General features: G+C 39.8%; 15 protein-coding genes. 5 read left to right on the top strand and 10 right to left on the bottom strand.

What is annotated here, in order from left to right; translation table 11 throughout:
• Window positions 1-297 precede the first annotated feature (297 nt).
• Both ABOA58_RS12260 and ABOA58_RS12255 read left to right on the top strand, forming a co-directional pair.
• The gene (locus ABOA58_RS12260; RefSeq protein ID WP_350302508.1) at window positions 298-1206 is read left to right on the top strand and encodes a LysR family transcriptional regulator; all 909 of its coding nucleotides are present in this window, start codon (window positions 298-300) and stop codon (window positions 1204-1206) included.
• A 255-nt stretch (window positions 1207-1461) separates the two neighbouring features.
• Window positions 1462-1776: an iron-sulfur cluster biosynthesis family protein gene (locus ABOA58_RS12255; protein WP_350302507.1), complete on the top strand. Its 315-nt coding sequence runs from the start codon at window positions 1462-1464 to the stop codon at window positions 1774-1776.
• Between the two features lie 246 nt (window positions 1777-2022).
• On the opposite strand, the gene sigH is transcribed toward ABOA58_RS12255, so the two are convergent.
• Window positions 2023-2673 carry an RNA polymerase sporulation sigma factor SigH gene (gene sigH, locus ABOA58_RS12250; RefSeq protein ID WP_350302506.1) on the bottom strand — a complete coding sequence of 217 codons (651 nt, stop codon included), beginning with the start codon at window positions 2671-2673 and terminating at the stop codon, window positions 2023-2025.
• A gap of 636 nt (window positions 2674-3309) precedes the next feature.
• Window positions 3310-3813 (bottom strand): DinB family protein, encoded by a 504-nt coding sequence (locus ABOA58_RS12245; RefSeq protein ID WP_350302505.1) that lies wholly within the window; start codon window positions 3811-3813, stop codon window positions 3310-3312.
• Window positions 3814-4135: 322 nt separating this feature from the next.
• Here ABOA58_RS12245 and ABOA58_RS12240 point away from each other — a divergent pair, with 322 nt between their 5' ends.
• A complete protein-coding gene (locus ABOA58_RS12240; RefSeq protein WP_350302504.1) occupies window positions 4136-4444 on the top strand; it encodes an amidohydrolase family protein in 309 nt (102 codons plus the stop codon).
• A gap of 159 nt (window positions 4445-4603) precedes the next feature.
• On the opposite strand, the gene ABOA58_RS12235 is transcribed toward ABOA58_RS12240, so the two are convergent.
• Complete coding sequence (locus tag ABOA58_RS12235; protein ID WP_350302503.1) at window positions 4604-5599, bottom strand: D-cysteine desulfhydrase; 996 nt, start codon at window positions 5597-5599, stop codon at window positions 4604-4606.
• 411 nt (window positions 5600-6010) lie between these two features.
• On the opposite strand from ABOA58_RS12235, the gene ABOA58_RS12230 reads away from it, so the two are divergent.
• Complete coding sequence (locus ABOA58_RS12230; protein WP_350302502.1) at window positions 6011-6136, top strand: hypothetical protein; 126 nt, start codon at window positions 6011-6013, stop codon at window positions 6134-6136.
• 12 nt (window positions 6137-6148) lie between these two features.
• Window positions 6149-6490: an FCD domain-containing protein gene (locus tag ABOA58_RS12225; RefSeq protein WP_350302859.1), complete on the top strand. Its 342-nt coding sequence runs from the start codon at window positions 6149-6151 to the stop codon at window positions 6488-6490.
• Between the two features lie 124 nt (window positions 6491-6614).
• Here the strand turns inward: ABOA58_RS12225 and ABOA58_RS12220 are convergent, their stop codons facing one another.
• The 7 genes from ABOA58_RS12220 to ABOA58_RS12190 are packed head-to-tail and all read right to left on the bottom strand — an operon-like array spanning window position 6615 to window position 14265.
• The gene (locus ABOA58_RS12220) at window positions 6615-7574 is read right to left on the bottom strand and encodes a VOC family protein (RefSeq protein ID WP_350302501.1); all 960 of its coding nucleotides are present in this window, start codon (window positions 7572-7574) and stop codon (window positions 6615-6617) included.
• 40 nt (window positions 7575-7614) lie between these two features.
• Window positions 7615-8403 carry an SDR family NAD(P)-dependent oxidoreductase gene (locus ABOA58_RS12215; RefSeq protein WP_350302500.1) on the bottom strand — a complete coding sequence of 263 codons (789 nt, stop codon included), beginning with the start codon at window positions 8401-8403 and terminating at the stop codon, window positions 7615-7617.
• Between the two features lie 42 nt (window positions 8404-8445).
• Window positions 8446-8955 (bottom strand): aromatic-ring-hydroxylating dioxygenase subunit beta, encoded by a 510-nt coding sequence (locus ABOA58_RS12210; RefSeq protein WP_076371322.1) that lies wholly within the window; start codon window positions 8953-8955, stop codon window positions 8446-8448.
• 21 nt (window positions 8956-8976) lie between these two features.
• Window positions 8977-10278, bottom strand: a complete 1302-nt coding sequence (locus tag ABOA58_RS12205) for an aromatic ring-hydroxylating oxygenase subunit alpha (RefSeq protein WP_350302499.1) — start codon at window positions 10276-10278, stop codon at window positions 8977-8979.
• Between the two features lie 38 nt (window positions 10279-10316).
• Window positions 10317-11102, bottom strand: a complete 786-nt coding sequence (gene nadX / locus ABOA58_RS12200) for an aspartate dehydrogenase (protein ID WP_350302498.1) — start codon at window positions 11100-11102, stop codon at window positions 10317-10319.
• Between the two features lie 16 nt (window positions 11103-11118).
• Window positions 11119-12564 carry an aldehyde dehydrogenase family protein gene (locus ABOA58_RS12195; RefSeq protein WP_350302497.1) on the bottom strand — a complete coding sequence of 482 codons (1446 nt, stop codon included), beginning with the start codon at window positions 12562-12564 and terminating at the stop codon, window positions 11119-11121.
• A 12-nt stretch (window positions 12565-12576) separates the two neighbouring features.
• The gene (locus ABOA58_RS12190; RefSeq protein WP_350302496.1) at window positions 12577-14265 is read right to left on the bottom strand and encodes a thiamine pyrophosphate-binding protein; all 1689 of its coding nucleotides are present in this window, start codon (window positions 14263-14265) and stop codon (window positions 12577-12579) included.
• Between the last annotated feature and the right edge of the window lie 21 nt (window positions 14266-14286).

The following is a 14286-nucleotide window of genomic DNA, read 5'->3' as shown; positions in this document are numbered from 1 at the left end:
ACTTATCTTAGTTGATTATTATGTATAACGAGTGGGTTTAAATATTTTATTTCGATCCATAAATTAATTAACTCGTTTACTCCTATAGACCAAGTCGGTTTTAACTGCAAAAAAAATGATAAATACAGTTTTATAGGTTCATAGCACGCAACAAATAAAAAGAACAATAGCTTTCCCCAGCCTATACTCTTCCTAAAATAAGTTTCTCATTAAAACTTTACTGGAAGGCACATCATTAGTAAAATATATATAATTTATTATAACTATTAAGAATATTAATAATAAGGAGAAATTTCTATGTACTATGATGCTCTAAAAACATTTGTGACCCTTGTGGAAGTCAAAAATTTTACAAAAACAGCAGAAATTCTTCTTATGTCGCAACCAAGTGTTAGTTTACATATCAAAAAATTAGAAGAAGAGTTCCAAACCAAATTATTTCTCCGTTCTCCTAAATTTTTGAAAGTCACCTTAACGGGAGAAATTCTTTACGACCGGGCCAAGCAAATGATCACAATCTATGAACAGACCAGACAAGACATACAGGAACACGATAGGTCCATCAAAGGCGAATTAAAGATAGGTGCAAGTTTTACAATAGGAGAGTATATCCTTCCTTCTTTACTCATCGACCTTCAAGAGGATTATCCTGAACTTGAACTTCAAGTCGTAATTGGAAACACGGAAGAAATCGTTCAAGCCGTTCGGCTATACAAAGTGGATATTGGTTTAATCGAAGGTCAAACTAACGAAAAAGAGCTTTCTGTTCACCCATTCATGCAAGATGAACTATTCATTGTGTCATCTAACAATCATGAACTCGCTAATAAAGACGAAGTGGAGATTACTGATTTACATGACCAAGCATGGGTAACGAGGGAAGTTGGATCTGGTACACGTGAATACCTTAACCATGTCATTCGTTCCAATGGATTGAAAATCAAATCGATACTCACGATAAGCAGTAATCAAGGAATTAAAGAAACACTTATAAAAAACGGCTTAGGGCTGGCTCTGCTTTCCCGAAGTGTAATTGAAAGGGATGTACAAAATAAAATCCTTTCTATTATTCAGGTAAAAAATGAATCCTTTAACAGGACACTTTCGTACGTATATTCCCCAATTATGGAAGATAAAAAGAATGTCAAGACTTTTATAACTGAATTAAACAAAAAATGGCCCATGAAAGCAAAGCCGATAGGATGATCATTGCGAAGAATGCTGTTTTATGAATGAAGTTACAGACTGGGAAATCCGGGAGCAGGCTGTTTATCAGGTTGCTTATGTACACAAAACTAGGAAAAGTTGCATTAAGTAAATTTCGACAATAAAGCCAAGGTTTTCCATTAAGGAAATATACTATCCCAACTTGTCTTTCTTATACACATTAACTTATAAACAATTGGGTATACGAATAAATAGAGGATTGTATAGATAAAAAATAATATGGGAGCGGGTTTTATGAATATTGAGATTAAAGAAGCAGCGATTGAACAACTATTAAAAATGAATTATAAAGAGAATGAAGGTGTTCGTATCGAAGCCATTTATGTTGGGAGCTGTTCGATTTATGTTGAACATGAATTGAAAATTGATAATAAGAACGAAGATGATGAGAGATTCATAATTGATGGGGTCCCCATCTTAATATCAAGTGAGTCTAAAAAGCATCTTCCGGATAAAGTCTTCCTTGATTACAGTGACGGACTTGGATACAAATTATATTCAGAAGATGAAACATTGAGATACAATCTCCAGTTGAATAGAGTGAATTAAAAAAATGAACATAATAAAAAGCCCAGGTGTTTCAGTTGGGCTTTTTGTGTTTATACTCAGGGAATTTATCATCGGCATTTACCTAGAGGGATTTTTATTTTCTCATAGGATAGCACTGCACTAATAGCCCCATTACCAGGAATGAATGCATTTAACTATTGTTTTTATCCAATCTATTTTTTATTACTGAATCGTTTCGAAGTTGTTGCAAATAATAATGAATGAAAATTCAAAGAATTATAGTGATTATGCTTCCAACCTCCTGGACTCGAAGTACCGCTCCAACTTCCTTTTTACCCGCTGAAGTGCATTATCGATCGTCTTTTTTGGAACATTCAATTCCTTTGATATTTCAAAATAAGTTTTTCCTTCCAGGTACAAGTCCACAACACTAGTTTCCAACTCACTAAGGACTTCCGTTAAAATTAGCTCAATATCGCAAATTTCTTCTGATTTAATTAAGATCGTGACTGGGTCATTTTGTCTCTGTTCAGGGATTAGATCAATTAGGCACTGTTCCGACTCCCCTTGATAGATAGGCTTATACAATGAAACATAATTATTTAAGGGAGAATGCTTTTGGCAAATAGCCGCTTTAACAGCCGTTATGATTTGTCTTGTAATACACAGTTCCGCAAATGATCTGAAAGATGACTTTTTGCAATTCTTGTAGTCCCGAATGGCCTTATATAGACCAATCATCCCTTCCTGATAGACGTCTTCCTTATCTCCACCCGTTAAAAAATACTTCAAAGCATTTGATTGAACGACACATCTGTACTTTTTAATTAAAAAGTCCAGTGCATCTTCATCACCATTATGGATTTTCCCAACCAAAATTACATCTTCGATATGAGCATAGTTTTCCATTCGTTTCTTCTCGATGATTACACTCATTTATTTTCCCCCACTCACTAAGTTGAGTCCCGACATAAAAGTCGCATTATCACTTCAATGTATTAAAGTACATTCAATATTATAATATCTCAGAAATGACGATAATGATATTCGCAAATAACGACATTTTTCAACAAAATTCTGATATTTATAAGTCCTGCACTATATCTATACACTTTCAGTCAGCTTAATTGATTTGGTAAAGATTTCGTCATTATAGTCGTTTTGTTTAACTCCTTATCATTGACGGATATAGTTGTGCCGATGGTTGCGGCAATTACGGTGGGGTTCAGGATATGGAAGCTTAATAATAGCATAATTATAAATAATACTACTAAAGAACTATTCTGCAATAATGGTTTAACTTAGCCTATTCAAAGGGAAAGACTGGAATTCATTCCACCTTTTACTTTTACATTTACTTCAATAGCTTTAATTTAAAAAAAGGAAAATGCCATTTAAAACATCCTCTCTAATTAGCAGGTTTCATTTAAACCCTTCTTGATAAAATAAGAAAGCACCCTTCAAAGGATGCTTTAACATATTATTTAACTCGGTTATAAAATTGAAACTGGGATTTAATTATTCGCTAATGGCCCCGTTAGTTAAGGTCATTACTTAAGCATGCATAAGTTATTAAAGTGGTGGACTCTCCACACCTAGATGAATCCAATCTTCTTTTGGCGGTCCATATACCCCATAAGGTTTTATTCCTGCTTGACGCATCAGAACCGTAACTTGTCCGCGATGATGAACAATATGCTTGATTAGCCCCATAAGGATGGAAGCATTTGTTTCCTGTCTACCAAACGCTTCTTGTATTTGCTCTAGGGATACGTCCGTCCATTGTTGTTCAATTATTTTGGCTGCGTGAGAACTTACATTTTTAAAAGTGATAGCAATTTCCTGGGCTGAAGAAGGGACGTTTTCCGAACTTTCTATCCGGTCTATCTTTAACCCGAAATGATCTAGATAATCTGGAATATTCGTAGTGAAATGCCACGCAATTCTTCCTAAAGTGCGACCCTCGGGATACACTTGTTGTTCTAATGAATCATCTGTCAAACTATCCAAAACATTCTGAGTCAGTATGGCTTCTTTATTCCATTCTTTAATAAAATCCGAAATTGTACTATACATATAATACCTCCCCTATTCCGTTAGATAATTACTTTCTCAAAGCACATTATAAAACATACGTTCCCTCATTACAAATTCCTTATTAATCATTTTATTTTGAGATTAAACTTTCAGTCTTTTTGAACGTCCATTGGCTTTATATTTAAATGGATAACCAGGTTTAAATCGAATACTGGACGGTAAGTTTGTGACTGCAATTTTATGGACGTGGTACAAATTTTCCTACTACTAGCTATACACAACAAGAATCACTACTTAAGAAAAAGTGGGTAATTATGTTATTAATATATTATAAATTCAGTGTTGGTTAGGAGATAAAGCCATGCAAAATAAGCTTAGTATAGGTCGTGCAGTAACGAGATTCGACAGCAGCGGTGAAATGGTATGGCATCCACATGAGTGCATCACACTGTCCGAAGCATTGAAAGCTTATACAGCCGGATCCGCTTATGGTGCTTTTAGAGATGAGGAATTGGGTACATTAGAAGTAGGAAAACTTGCTGATATCATAGTATTAGAACGAAATCTCTTTGAAGTACCAACAGAAGAAATTCCTAATACAAAGGTACAGCTAACGATCGTTGATGGAAAAGTTGTTTTTGATCATACGACGACTTTAATCGAAAAGTAATATTATCATTAAAAGAGGATTCTACAACTGTAGAATCCTCTTTTGTCCATGGACAATTGTCTATTCCGCTACCATTGCGTTAGACATATGTTTTTCGCTTAATAACCATGCCTACTTTATTGAAAAATGTGGGATTAGGCCACCTGCATGATAAGTACTTCAATTAAATAGAGAAGTATTGGCATATAAAGATGAAGCACCACCAGAGTGAACAAATAAGATGTTATCATCCGGCTTAAATATGCCTTTTTGGATCAAATCAATCAGTCCCGCTGCCGCTTTACCCGTATATACCGGATCCAGCAATATCCCTTCTGTTCTTGCCATGAGCTTGACTGCTTCCACCATTTCAGGTGTAGGCAAAGCATAACCCGGCCCGACATATTCATCAAAACACGTAACAGCTTCACGAGGAATAGAAGCTGGAATGCCGATATGGGTTAAGGTTTCTTTAACAAGCTGAAAAACTTTCGCTTCTTGTTCCGCTTTTCCTCTGCTTACGTTTATTCCAATTACTGATACTCCACTTTGATTTCCATGAAATCCTGCCACCAAGCCAGCATGCATTCCCCCACTGCCGCTTACACAAATAACTGCTTTCAAATCAATCCCTTGCTCAAAGGACTGTGCCAAGATCTCCTGAGCGCATGCAACATATCCGGTTGCACCAATGACATTGGATCCCCCAACCGGAATGATGTAAGGTCGGTGTCCTTTCTCTGTTACCTCTTTAGCCACTTTCTGCATTTCTTGCATTAAGTCCGATCCATTAGGTACAACTATAATTTGGTCAGCCCCCAATAAATGATAGAGAAAATAGTTACCGTTAAAATCCGGCTCTGAATTTTTCGAAAGTCCCTCTTCCAAAACTAGGATGCAATTCATTTTCTCTTTAACCGCAGCAGCCAGTGTCAAGCGGCAATGATTTGACTGAATGCCTCCACATGTAATCAACGTATCCGCGCCTTTTTCCAATGCATCGGCAACAAGGAATTCCAGTTTTCTTGTTTTATTTCCCCCAGCCGTCAAACCAAGCATATCATCACGTTTAACGTAAATGGATGGTCCACCAAGAACATCAGAAAAATGATCTAACCTCTCAATTGGTGTATATGTCGGTGTATATCGCTTTCTAGGAAATTGTGCTAAATTCATTTTAAAACTCCTCCTGTATCCTCTATGTATATTAAAGAAAAGAAAATATCAATCTGATGTATTCTTTTCTTTAGTATAATCTTCGATTTCAATCATAGCATCTTTATGTAATCGAGCAACATGAATCTCACTTCTTAATTATCTGTAAAAAAAATCCCCATATCAAAACCTATGATAATATAACCTACTGTGAGCTTCCACTTACTCTATGACACCCTTGTATTTCCAAAAGTATCAGGCAGTTTCCCCAGTTTCAGTATGGATGGGGGCTTCCCTGAATACACTATCAATATATTACAGAAAAAATAGAACATTATTCTACTAAGTCCTTAAGGGAAGCTTTATTTTTTGTTATAAAAAATGCGATCATTGAAGGTATATTTTTGCCCCTGAGACCGTTTAACGGGGAAATTGGAACAGGAAAATTTGCTTCAGGTGAAACCTGGCATAGGGATGGTCATATCCAATATGGATATTGAACTTTTACAGCAGGAATTGGAAATCACGAAAATGCTCGAAAACTATTCGATCCAATAAGCTTGTGAAGGAATTACGGAGGAGGAATTAAAAAAACTGGAATGGGCAACGGATAAACTGCAACTGGCAATTAATAGTAATGACCGAATAGCGGCAAGCCGTGCAAACATTGAATTTCACCGCTTATTATATTCCTACTGGAGAATACCTTTCTCCAAAAAACTACCGATTCATTATGGTTTTCTTTTTGAATTTCCTTTTTACCGGCCCGTAATGAGGATGTTACTATGGTTGATATATCTTGGTATGAGGAACGACACAACGATCACTTACAAGGCCATGGTTGAAGTCCCCTTTCCGCCCATTGCCTTGTATGCTTTTTACGGTTTCACTTTTAGTAAGTTAATCAGCTGATTAGGTGGGAAAATGGCTAGGTTTTAGATTGAATGACCGCTGGAGTTCATTATTCCAAATTATGTAATTTCCAAGTGCTCAGACAATTGCATCCAGAACATCTTTTGATGAAATTGGTACATGTTTACTCATCAAAACGTTCTAGCAATTCAATAATAACTTTATAGGTCGATGTTGTATCCATATAGGCATATCGGCCTTTTCCGTTAAAAAAGTCACCTGTCTGTATGACCGGATAGCCCATTTCTTCCAGCATCTTCATTTTAGCCTCCATGTCTTTAACGACAAAAGAGATATGGTGAACACCCTCACCATATGTTTCAAGATGATCTTTCCACGTACTGGGTGATTCACCCGGCTCGATTAATTCAATTTGAATTAACGGCGTATCGATGAACATATATTTTGACTTTCCTTCAGTGGGCTTCCCTTTGTAAATCACGTTTGTAATATCGGTTGAACCAGAATGGATGATGGGAGGTTTTTCAATCCCCAACAACTTACAATATGCTTCTGCAGCCGCATCAAGGTCTTTTACAACTAACGCAATCTGTTCCACTTTGTTAGTCCCTAATAGCGGCTGAACGCTAGCATCTTCTGGTCTTTCCCATGCCGTTTCTCTCGGCTCTGCACTTTCAAGCATTTCAATTAACGTTTTGTGATCATCTAGTGTATCCACATATACATATCGGCCGTCACTTGAAGTGAATTCTCCCGTTTGCAAAGCTGGGTATCCACTTTTCTCCATGATTGGCAGCCTCTTTTGGATAGAGTCTACATCAAAAGCAATATGGTGAATCCCTTCACCTACTTCATCCAGGAACTCACGCATCGTTCCTGGATTTTTATCGGGTTCTATTAATTCAAATTGGACGGTTGGTGTATTCAGAAAAGCCAGTTTGGATTGTGATTCCGTTGGTACACCTCTAAAAGTGACTTTCGAAATAGAACTGTCACCAGTTAGAAACGGTTCTGCCTTCTTAATGCCCAGCAGTCTTGTAAAAGCTAGATTAGCAGCTTCAATATCTTTTACAACAAATGCGAGTTGATTAATATTCCTATTGCCCAATAGTGATTCAGCCATACTTATAAACCTTCTTCCCGTAGTTTATTTTGTTATGAACTCAACCCAGTCCGCGAACTGACAATCCTCCATCACTGGAGATGACTTCGCCGGTAATTGCACGCGCTGCGTCCGATGCTAACAGGACATAAGCAGCTACATGATCGTCGGGCATCTGTGCAAGCTGAAGAGGGTTTCTTTTTTTAATGCTATTGGCCTTCGTTTCATTATCCACGATTTTAACGAATGGACGTAGGGGAGGAATGACCGATAATGCTGTCAGAGTGCCACCAGGCGCTACAGCATTCACCCTTATGTCAGGAGCAAGTTCAAAGGCAAGTTGGCGCATCAGCCCTATTTGGGCATGCTTGCTTGCTGTGTACCAAACCCCGCCGCCATCCGGATAGAAACTAGCACCTGATACGGTGAAAATAATATTGCCATTCGATTTTTGCAGTTCTTTAAGAGCGGCTTTAGCACCGAAGAAAGATCCTTTAACGTTAATATCGATCAGAAAATCAAATGCTTCTGAAAGTGCATCGGGAGTTACGTCGGCAAATTTTGCAAATCCATCAAAGACTCCTGCATTGGCAACGAAAACATCCAGCTTTCCAAATTGCTTGACAGTGGCCTGAACAGCCCTCTCATTGTCTTCATATTTGCTTACATCGCCTTGGTTAATGAGGATTTCTTCACCAAATTCCTCTTTCATTTTATTTAGCGTTTCTATCGAGCGGCCGATGATGCTGACTTTTGCCCCTTCTTGTATAAAACGTCTTGTGACAGCCTCTCCGATACCTGAATTGCCTCCAGTAATCAACACTACTTTATCCTTTAACGCCATTGCCATTGTAACCAGCCTCCTTGTTATCTCTTTTTATTCAGGTCAATATTATACGAAGATAGCAAGATTTCTGGTATTTATCGTTGATTGATCAACAATGAATATCCGTTTGGATAGTTTCCATTTACCTTCTTCGAAAATGAATTCATCATTTCGTTCCCCCGAAATCAAATCATGCTGAATATCAGTGCTGCGGCTTCGATAGATAAGCAGGTAGCTCTTTACGACTGCCTTTTCACCTTCAACATAGTCTTTAACGCGTACATTAGAGACAAAACGCCGTGTTCTTGATGGTGGTATTTCCGCCCAAGCATAATCCGTTTTCAAACGATCCACGCGCAGTTTCAGCAGCTCAATATCATCATTAAATGTAAACATTTCCGTTGAATAATCCGGGCGTTCCACCCCTTCTTTATTAACACGTACTGGCATTTGATAGCGTAAGCTCGAGTGCATTAAATCGAACCAATCATCAAATTCAATATCATCGAGTAATTGAGCTTCATCATACAGCCACTGTTCAAATTCACATTTGAGCAACATTTTCTCCACATTCATTTCCGTTCCCCCTCCCGCTTATCATTTCGTCATCAATTCAAGCCAGTATTTGTAAAAATTCCTTTGGCTCGCTTCCGTGAATTTATCATCGTAAGCAACACCAGGTCCTATAAAATCAACTGGTTCTCGATGAAGGCCCATTGTATAATTGTAGGTTAGATTCTTTAGGAAAGGCATTGGACCTTGGGCTGCTTCAGTAATATCCGTAAACACTTCCGTATCATCCTGTTCGAAAATACCGGATGGGCTAAAGGTCAAGATAAATGAATCTCTTGATCTATCTTTCCAATCTTGAGTGGCGTTCTTTTCCACGAGCATCCAAGCGATCACTTCCATTTGATTGTGACCGATTGGCCGCCACATTCTAATAGAAGTGTTGGAGATGAACTGGTCTTTGATTTTTGTATGGGATATTAAAAATGATAAGTTGGGGAAAACGTTTCCAATCATATTCTTTAAGTTTGATAACACTTCATATTGTTCTTCAGACAAATTAGTTTTAAATTCATCTTTCAATTCTTCCGGGAAAGCGAAGTCAGGGTTAGGTGTCCCTAAGTTCAGTCCATGCCCGTTATCCATATGGATTTGAAAACCACGCTTTGAATAGGTAGCATTGGGCACCATGCCCAGTTTTGCAATGGAACCGTGTGTGACCATCGTGTGATAGGAATCACCAACAAAGTTATCGGAACCAACTTTCCAGTTGGATTTAACAATGAATCTTTGCGGGACACCGATAACTTCCATTTCTGCACGTCCTACAAGGATATCCAAATACCATTTAATGTCTCCAAGAAACTCTTCAAGTGGCTCTGCATCTTCATTCCAAGTTCCAAATAAAAGACCTTTATAGGATTCAAGCTTCACTTTGTGAAGGCCCAATTCCGACCGGTCAAGGTTGCCCCCATATATGTCCTTTTGTAATGGCACCCCTACGAGCTCTCCAGTGTTTTTAAAATTAAATCCATGGTAGGGACACGTAAATAATGACTTGTTCCCTTTATCTGCACGGCATAGTTTCATTCCGCGATGGGTGCACATATTATAAAACGCCCTGATTTCCCCTTCAGCATCACGTGTGATGATGAGCGAGTAGCCAGCTAGTTCACGGGTCATGAAGTCTCCTTTGTTGGGTACTTCAGAATCATGACCGATAAAAACCCATGTTTTCAAAAACACTTTTTCATGTTCTATATCATAAACCTTTGGGTCTCCAAGGAGGTATGCAGGTATAACGCCTTCCTCTGGTTTAACCGTTTCGTTCAAATAGTCAACAACTTGCTGTTTCGACATTTCTTCTAAGGATTTTTCAGTTTTAAGCATACTTTTTCTCTCCCTTCCAAGCTTTACATCATAATGCATTACCCGATTTGAACGCTCTTTTCCTTATTTTGCAGAGTCGCCAAAACACTTAATGCCGCTAGATAACTCGTTTTCGGATTATTAGGCATCGGATCATTTTCCACTTCCAGTTTCAGTTTCCCGAACGAACCTGAAGCTTCTATCAGGTGATTGTTTTTTAACACATTTGGATCGGCAATGATTTTCACTTTCGTCTTTTCTGATCCAAGACCAGCCATTGACAGCACAATCGCAACATTAATGTTTCTCGGAAACTGTTTGATTGCTTCTGCAGCAGATCCTTCAAATAATACCGTTTCTTCTGTCACTGAAGCCCCTCCGGGCAATGCGCTTGGCGGTTTTCTTGTGGTGATGCAAACAGATTCAAGGCCATTCACCGCTTTTGCCGATTTAAGTACATCGAGACCTCCAATCGCACCAGACGGAAGGAGAATATTCACGTTATTCATTTTGCAAATCTGATTTGATTGTTCTTCAAAGGCAGTATTCGCCATCACGCCAATGCTGCTAAGCAAGAGATCCTTCCCGCTTTTAAGCACTTTCAATGCATACTCTTCAGCTGCTTCAATCGTTGCTGCCTCTATAACCATATCTACATCGGATTTAAGGAGTTCGTCGACATCACTAAATGGCTGTGTCCTGAATTCCTCTGCTAGCTGTGCCGCGACTTCTTCACGGCGGGCATATATCGCAACGATTTTCCCACCTGGAAGAAGTCCGTCGTTATTAATTGCCTGTAGCAGAAATTTCCCGATATTACCGCACCCGATTAAACCTAATTTCATGTAGTTTCATCCTTCCTCAATCAGCAAACCCGTATGAGTCCGCAAAGAATTCCAACCCGCAATGTCTTGTTTCCCGCGAAACCCCACTTTCTTTTAAGCCAGGGAAATCCAGAGCCAAGTCGCTGAAAACGGTATGATTATTATGGAAAACCGCACCAGCTTCAAGGCGATCTGCCATTTCGACAGCGATATCTTCATTTTCGGTCCAAACAGATGCACGCAGCGCAAACTCACTATCATTCGCTAATTTTACAGCTTCATCAATATCATTGAAAGGTAAAATTGGAATGATCGGTCCGAATTGTTCCACTCGAACCAATTCGCTCTGTTGATCGAGGCCAGTAATAATGGAAGGAAGCATATAATAACCTTTATCCCAAGTTTCCGGATTCAGCTGAATGCCGGTTGTGATTATATTTCCTCCTGACTTAGCGGTACGTTCGATCAAGCCATTCACAAAATCATATTGTGCTTTATTATTCAATGGACCCATAGTTACATCAGGCTGAATGCCATCACCAATTACCATCCGGCTAAACTCTTTGGTCAGCTTTTCCACAACCTCATCATAACGTGATTCTTGGACATACACTCTTTTTACAGCAGAACAAACCTGACCCGCTGCTCGTAAAATCCCCATCCTCAAACGTTTGATAGCCGCTTCATCCATATTGGCATCTTCCAAGATGATTGCAGGATCATTGCCGCCAAGTTCCATATATACTTTTTGCAGATTTCCAGCTGATTTCTGCATGATATCTTTCCCGGTTTCCGTACTTCCGACAAACGCCAATGTCCGTACGCGTGAATCGGTGCATAGTGTGTCGCCGATTGCTTTTCCAGATCCTGAGACTATATTGATGACTCCTGGAGGAAAATGTTCGGCAACTACTTTTAAACAGGTCATGATCGTTAAGGGACAATTCGTTGCAGGTTTTACGACAACGGCATTGCCTGCCAAAACAGCAGGTATGACCCTTTTAAAGGTTAATATCATCGGAGAATTCCAAGGTGTGATTATTGCCGTGACACCTCTTGCCCTTCTACGGATTTGGACTTTTTGTTTTCCTGGGAGCACTTCAGGCTTCCACCAATCAAGTAACTCTGCTGCACAGCCCTTCATGACTTCAACACAGCGCAATAAATCCTTTTTAGCTTCAACAAGTGTTTTGCCATTTTCACGTACAAACACTGTAACATTCTCCTCGATAACTTTTGAAAGTTCTTCTGCCGCAGTGTTCATCCGGTTAGCCCGTTCCCCGATATCAGAGCGGGACCACGTTTCAAAAGCATTTTCCGCCGCTTCAATCGCGTCATTCACGATTTCTTCAGAGCATTTTGCCACCTGGCCAACTACTTCCGATGTATTTGCCGGATTCACTACATCGATTTTTTCCGGTAATTCTCTCCATTCTCCATTAACTAGATATTTTCCTGAAACAAATGGGTATGTCGAAATCATTCTCAATCCTCCTTATAGTTTTTTGGGCTTAAATGCTTCCGCAGCTCCTGGCGGTCCGCCAAATGGCTTGGCCATCGGCCCCACAGCTTCCATATCAACAACGATCATTGAAGGTTTACGTCTTTCCTTAGCCTTTTTCAGTTCGGATATGAATTCATCTCCAGAACCAATACGCACTGCATCAAAATGCATGGACTCAGCCAATTTCACAAAATCAGGACTCAATAAATCCACGGCTACCTGCCGACCATATGCGGCTGTTTGAATGTTGCGAAGAACCCCATAGCCTGAGTCATCGAACAATACGATGATAACTGGTAATTTTTCTTCGGCTGCCGTGACCATTTCCCCGACATTCACCATAAAACCTCCGTCTCCAGCCATCAGAACGACGGTTTTATCTTGACATCCCATTTGGGCACCGATTGCTGTTGGAAGACCTTGACCGATTCCGCCGCCTGATGCATGAATCGATGTCCTCGGTTCATAGATTTCAAATAAACGGCTGCCCCAAACGTTTGCCTGTACGGTTACATCACGAACTAAAATGGTATCATCTGGTAATATCTCCCTCATGCCATCTACAAATTGCTCATAAGGTCCAAGCGTTTCCCTGAGTTGGGCGCGCACTTCGTTTCTAAGCGACAGAACTTCTTCTAAATAAGAAGGCTCCGCATGAACTGAATGTTCTTCGAGCTTTTGAATGATGGCAGCTAACATATCTTTTGCATCGCCAACCAAACCTATAGTTGCTTTATAGTTCCGGTTAATGGCCTGCCAATCAGCATCGATCGCTATATGTTCTTGTGGCACCGGCACTTTCCAGTTGGATGTTTCATTGCCCCTAAACCTTACACCTACGCTAATCAATAAATCTGCATTTCTTAAAAACTCTTTTGTTGTTTCATATGCCGCAAAATGTCCGATGCATTGTTCATGGTTTTCTGGAATTGAACCTTTTCCTGACTGACTGGTTATAACCGCTGCACCAAGGATTTCCGCTAATTTTTGCAGCTCTTGCGAAGCATTGGCACCGATGACTCCGCCACCGGCCCATATGACAGGACGGCGTGCCCCCACCATTTTTTGCACAGCTTGTTCAGGAATGAATGGCAATGGATTTGTTTCAGATGTTGAAGCTCGTAGCCCTTCCAGTGAAAGATCTTCTATGATCGCCGATTGATAGTCAATGGGAATTTCCAATGTAACCGGACCCGTTGGTGCAGTTAACGCTTCTTCGATCGCCTTCCTTACAACCGCGGCACATTGCTCAGGATTTCTAAGCCTCACTGCATTTTTACATGCTCCGCTCATCATTGATAGCTGGTCTTTACACTCATGTATGTATCCTTTGCCTGTACCAAGATAAGAAGAAGCCACCTCACCGGTAAGATGAAGAAGGGGGACGCCAGCTGCCCATGCTTCCACCAGGGAACCAGCAGCATTTCCTGCCCCTGTTCCAGTACTGGTAATCACTACACCCAATTTCCCAGTGGCACGGGCATAGCCATCAGCCATGTTGACGGCACCGCTCTCACCGCGTGAACAAATGAGTTTGATGCTCCCTTCTCTAAGAATTGCATCATAGATGGGCATATTGTGTATACTGACAATCCCGAAAGCAGTTTCAACTCCTGCTTGAACAAGCTCCTTTACGATGGAATCGGCGGTCGTAAACTCTATTTCTTCTTGTATTTTCATCGCGTTATCCTACCTTTTTCA

Source organism: Peribacillus frigoritolerans (assembly GCF_040250305.1).
In the GTDB taxonomy this organism is placed as follows: Bacteria; Bacillota; Bacilli; order Bacillales; family DSM-1321; genus Peribacillus.
The sequence above is the reverse complement of the archived record's forward strand: the minus strand, read 5'-3'. Positions and strand labels throughout refer to the sequence as shown.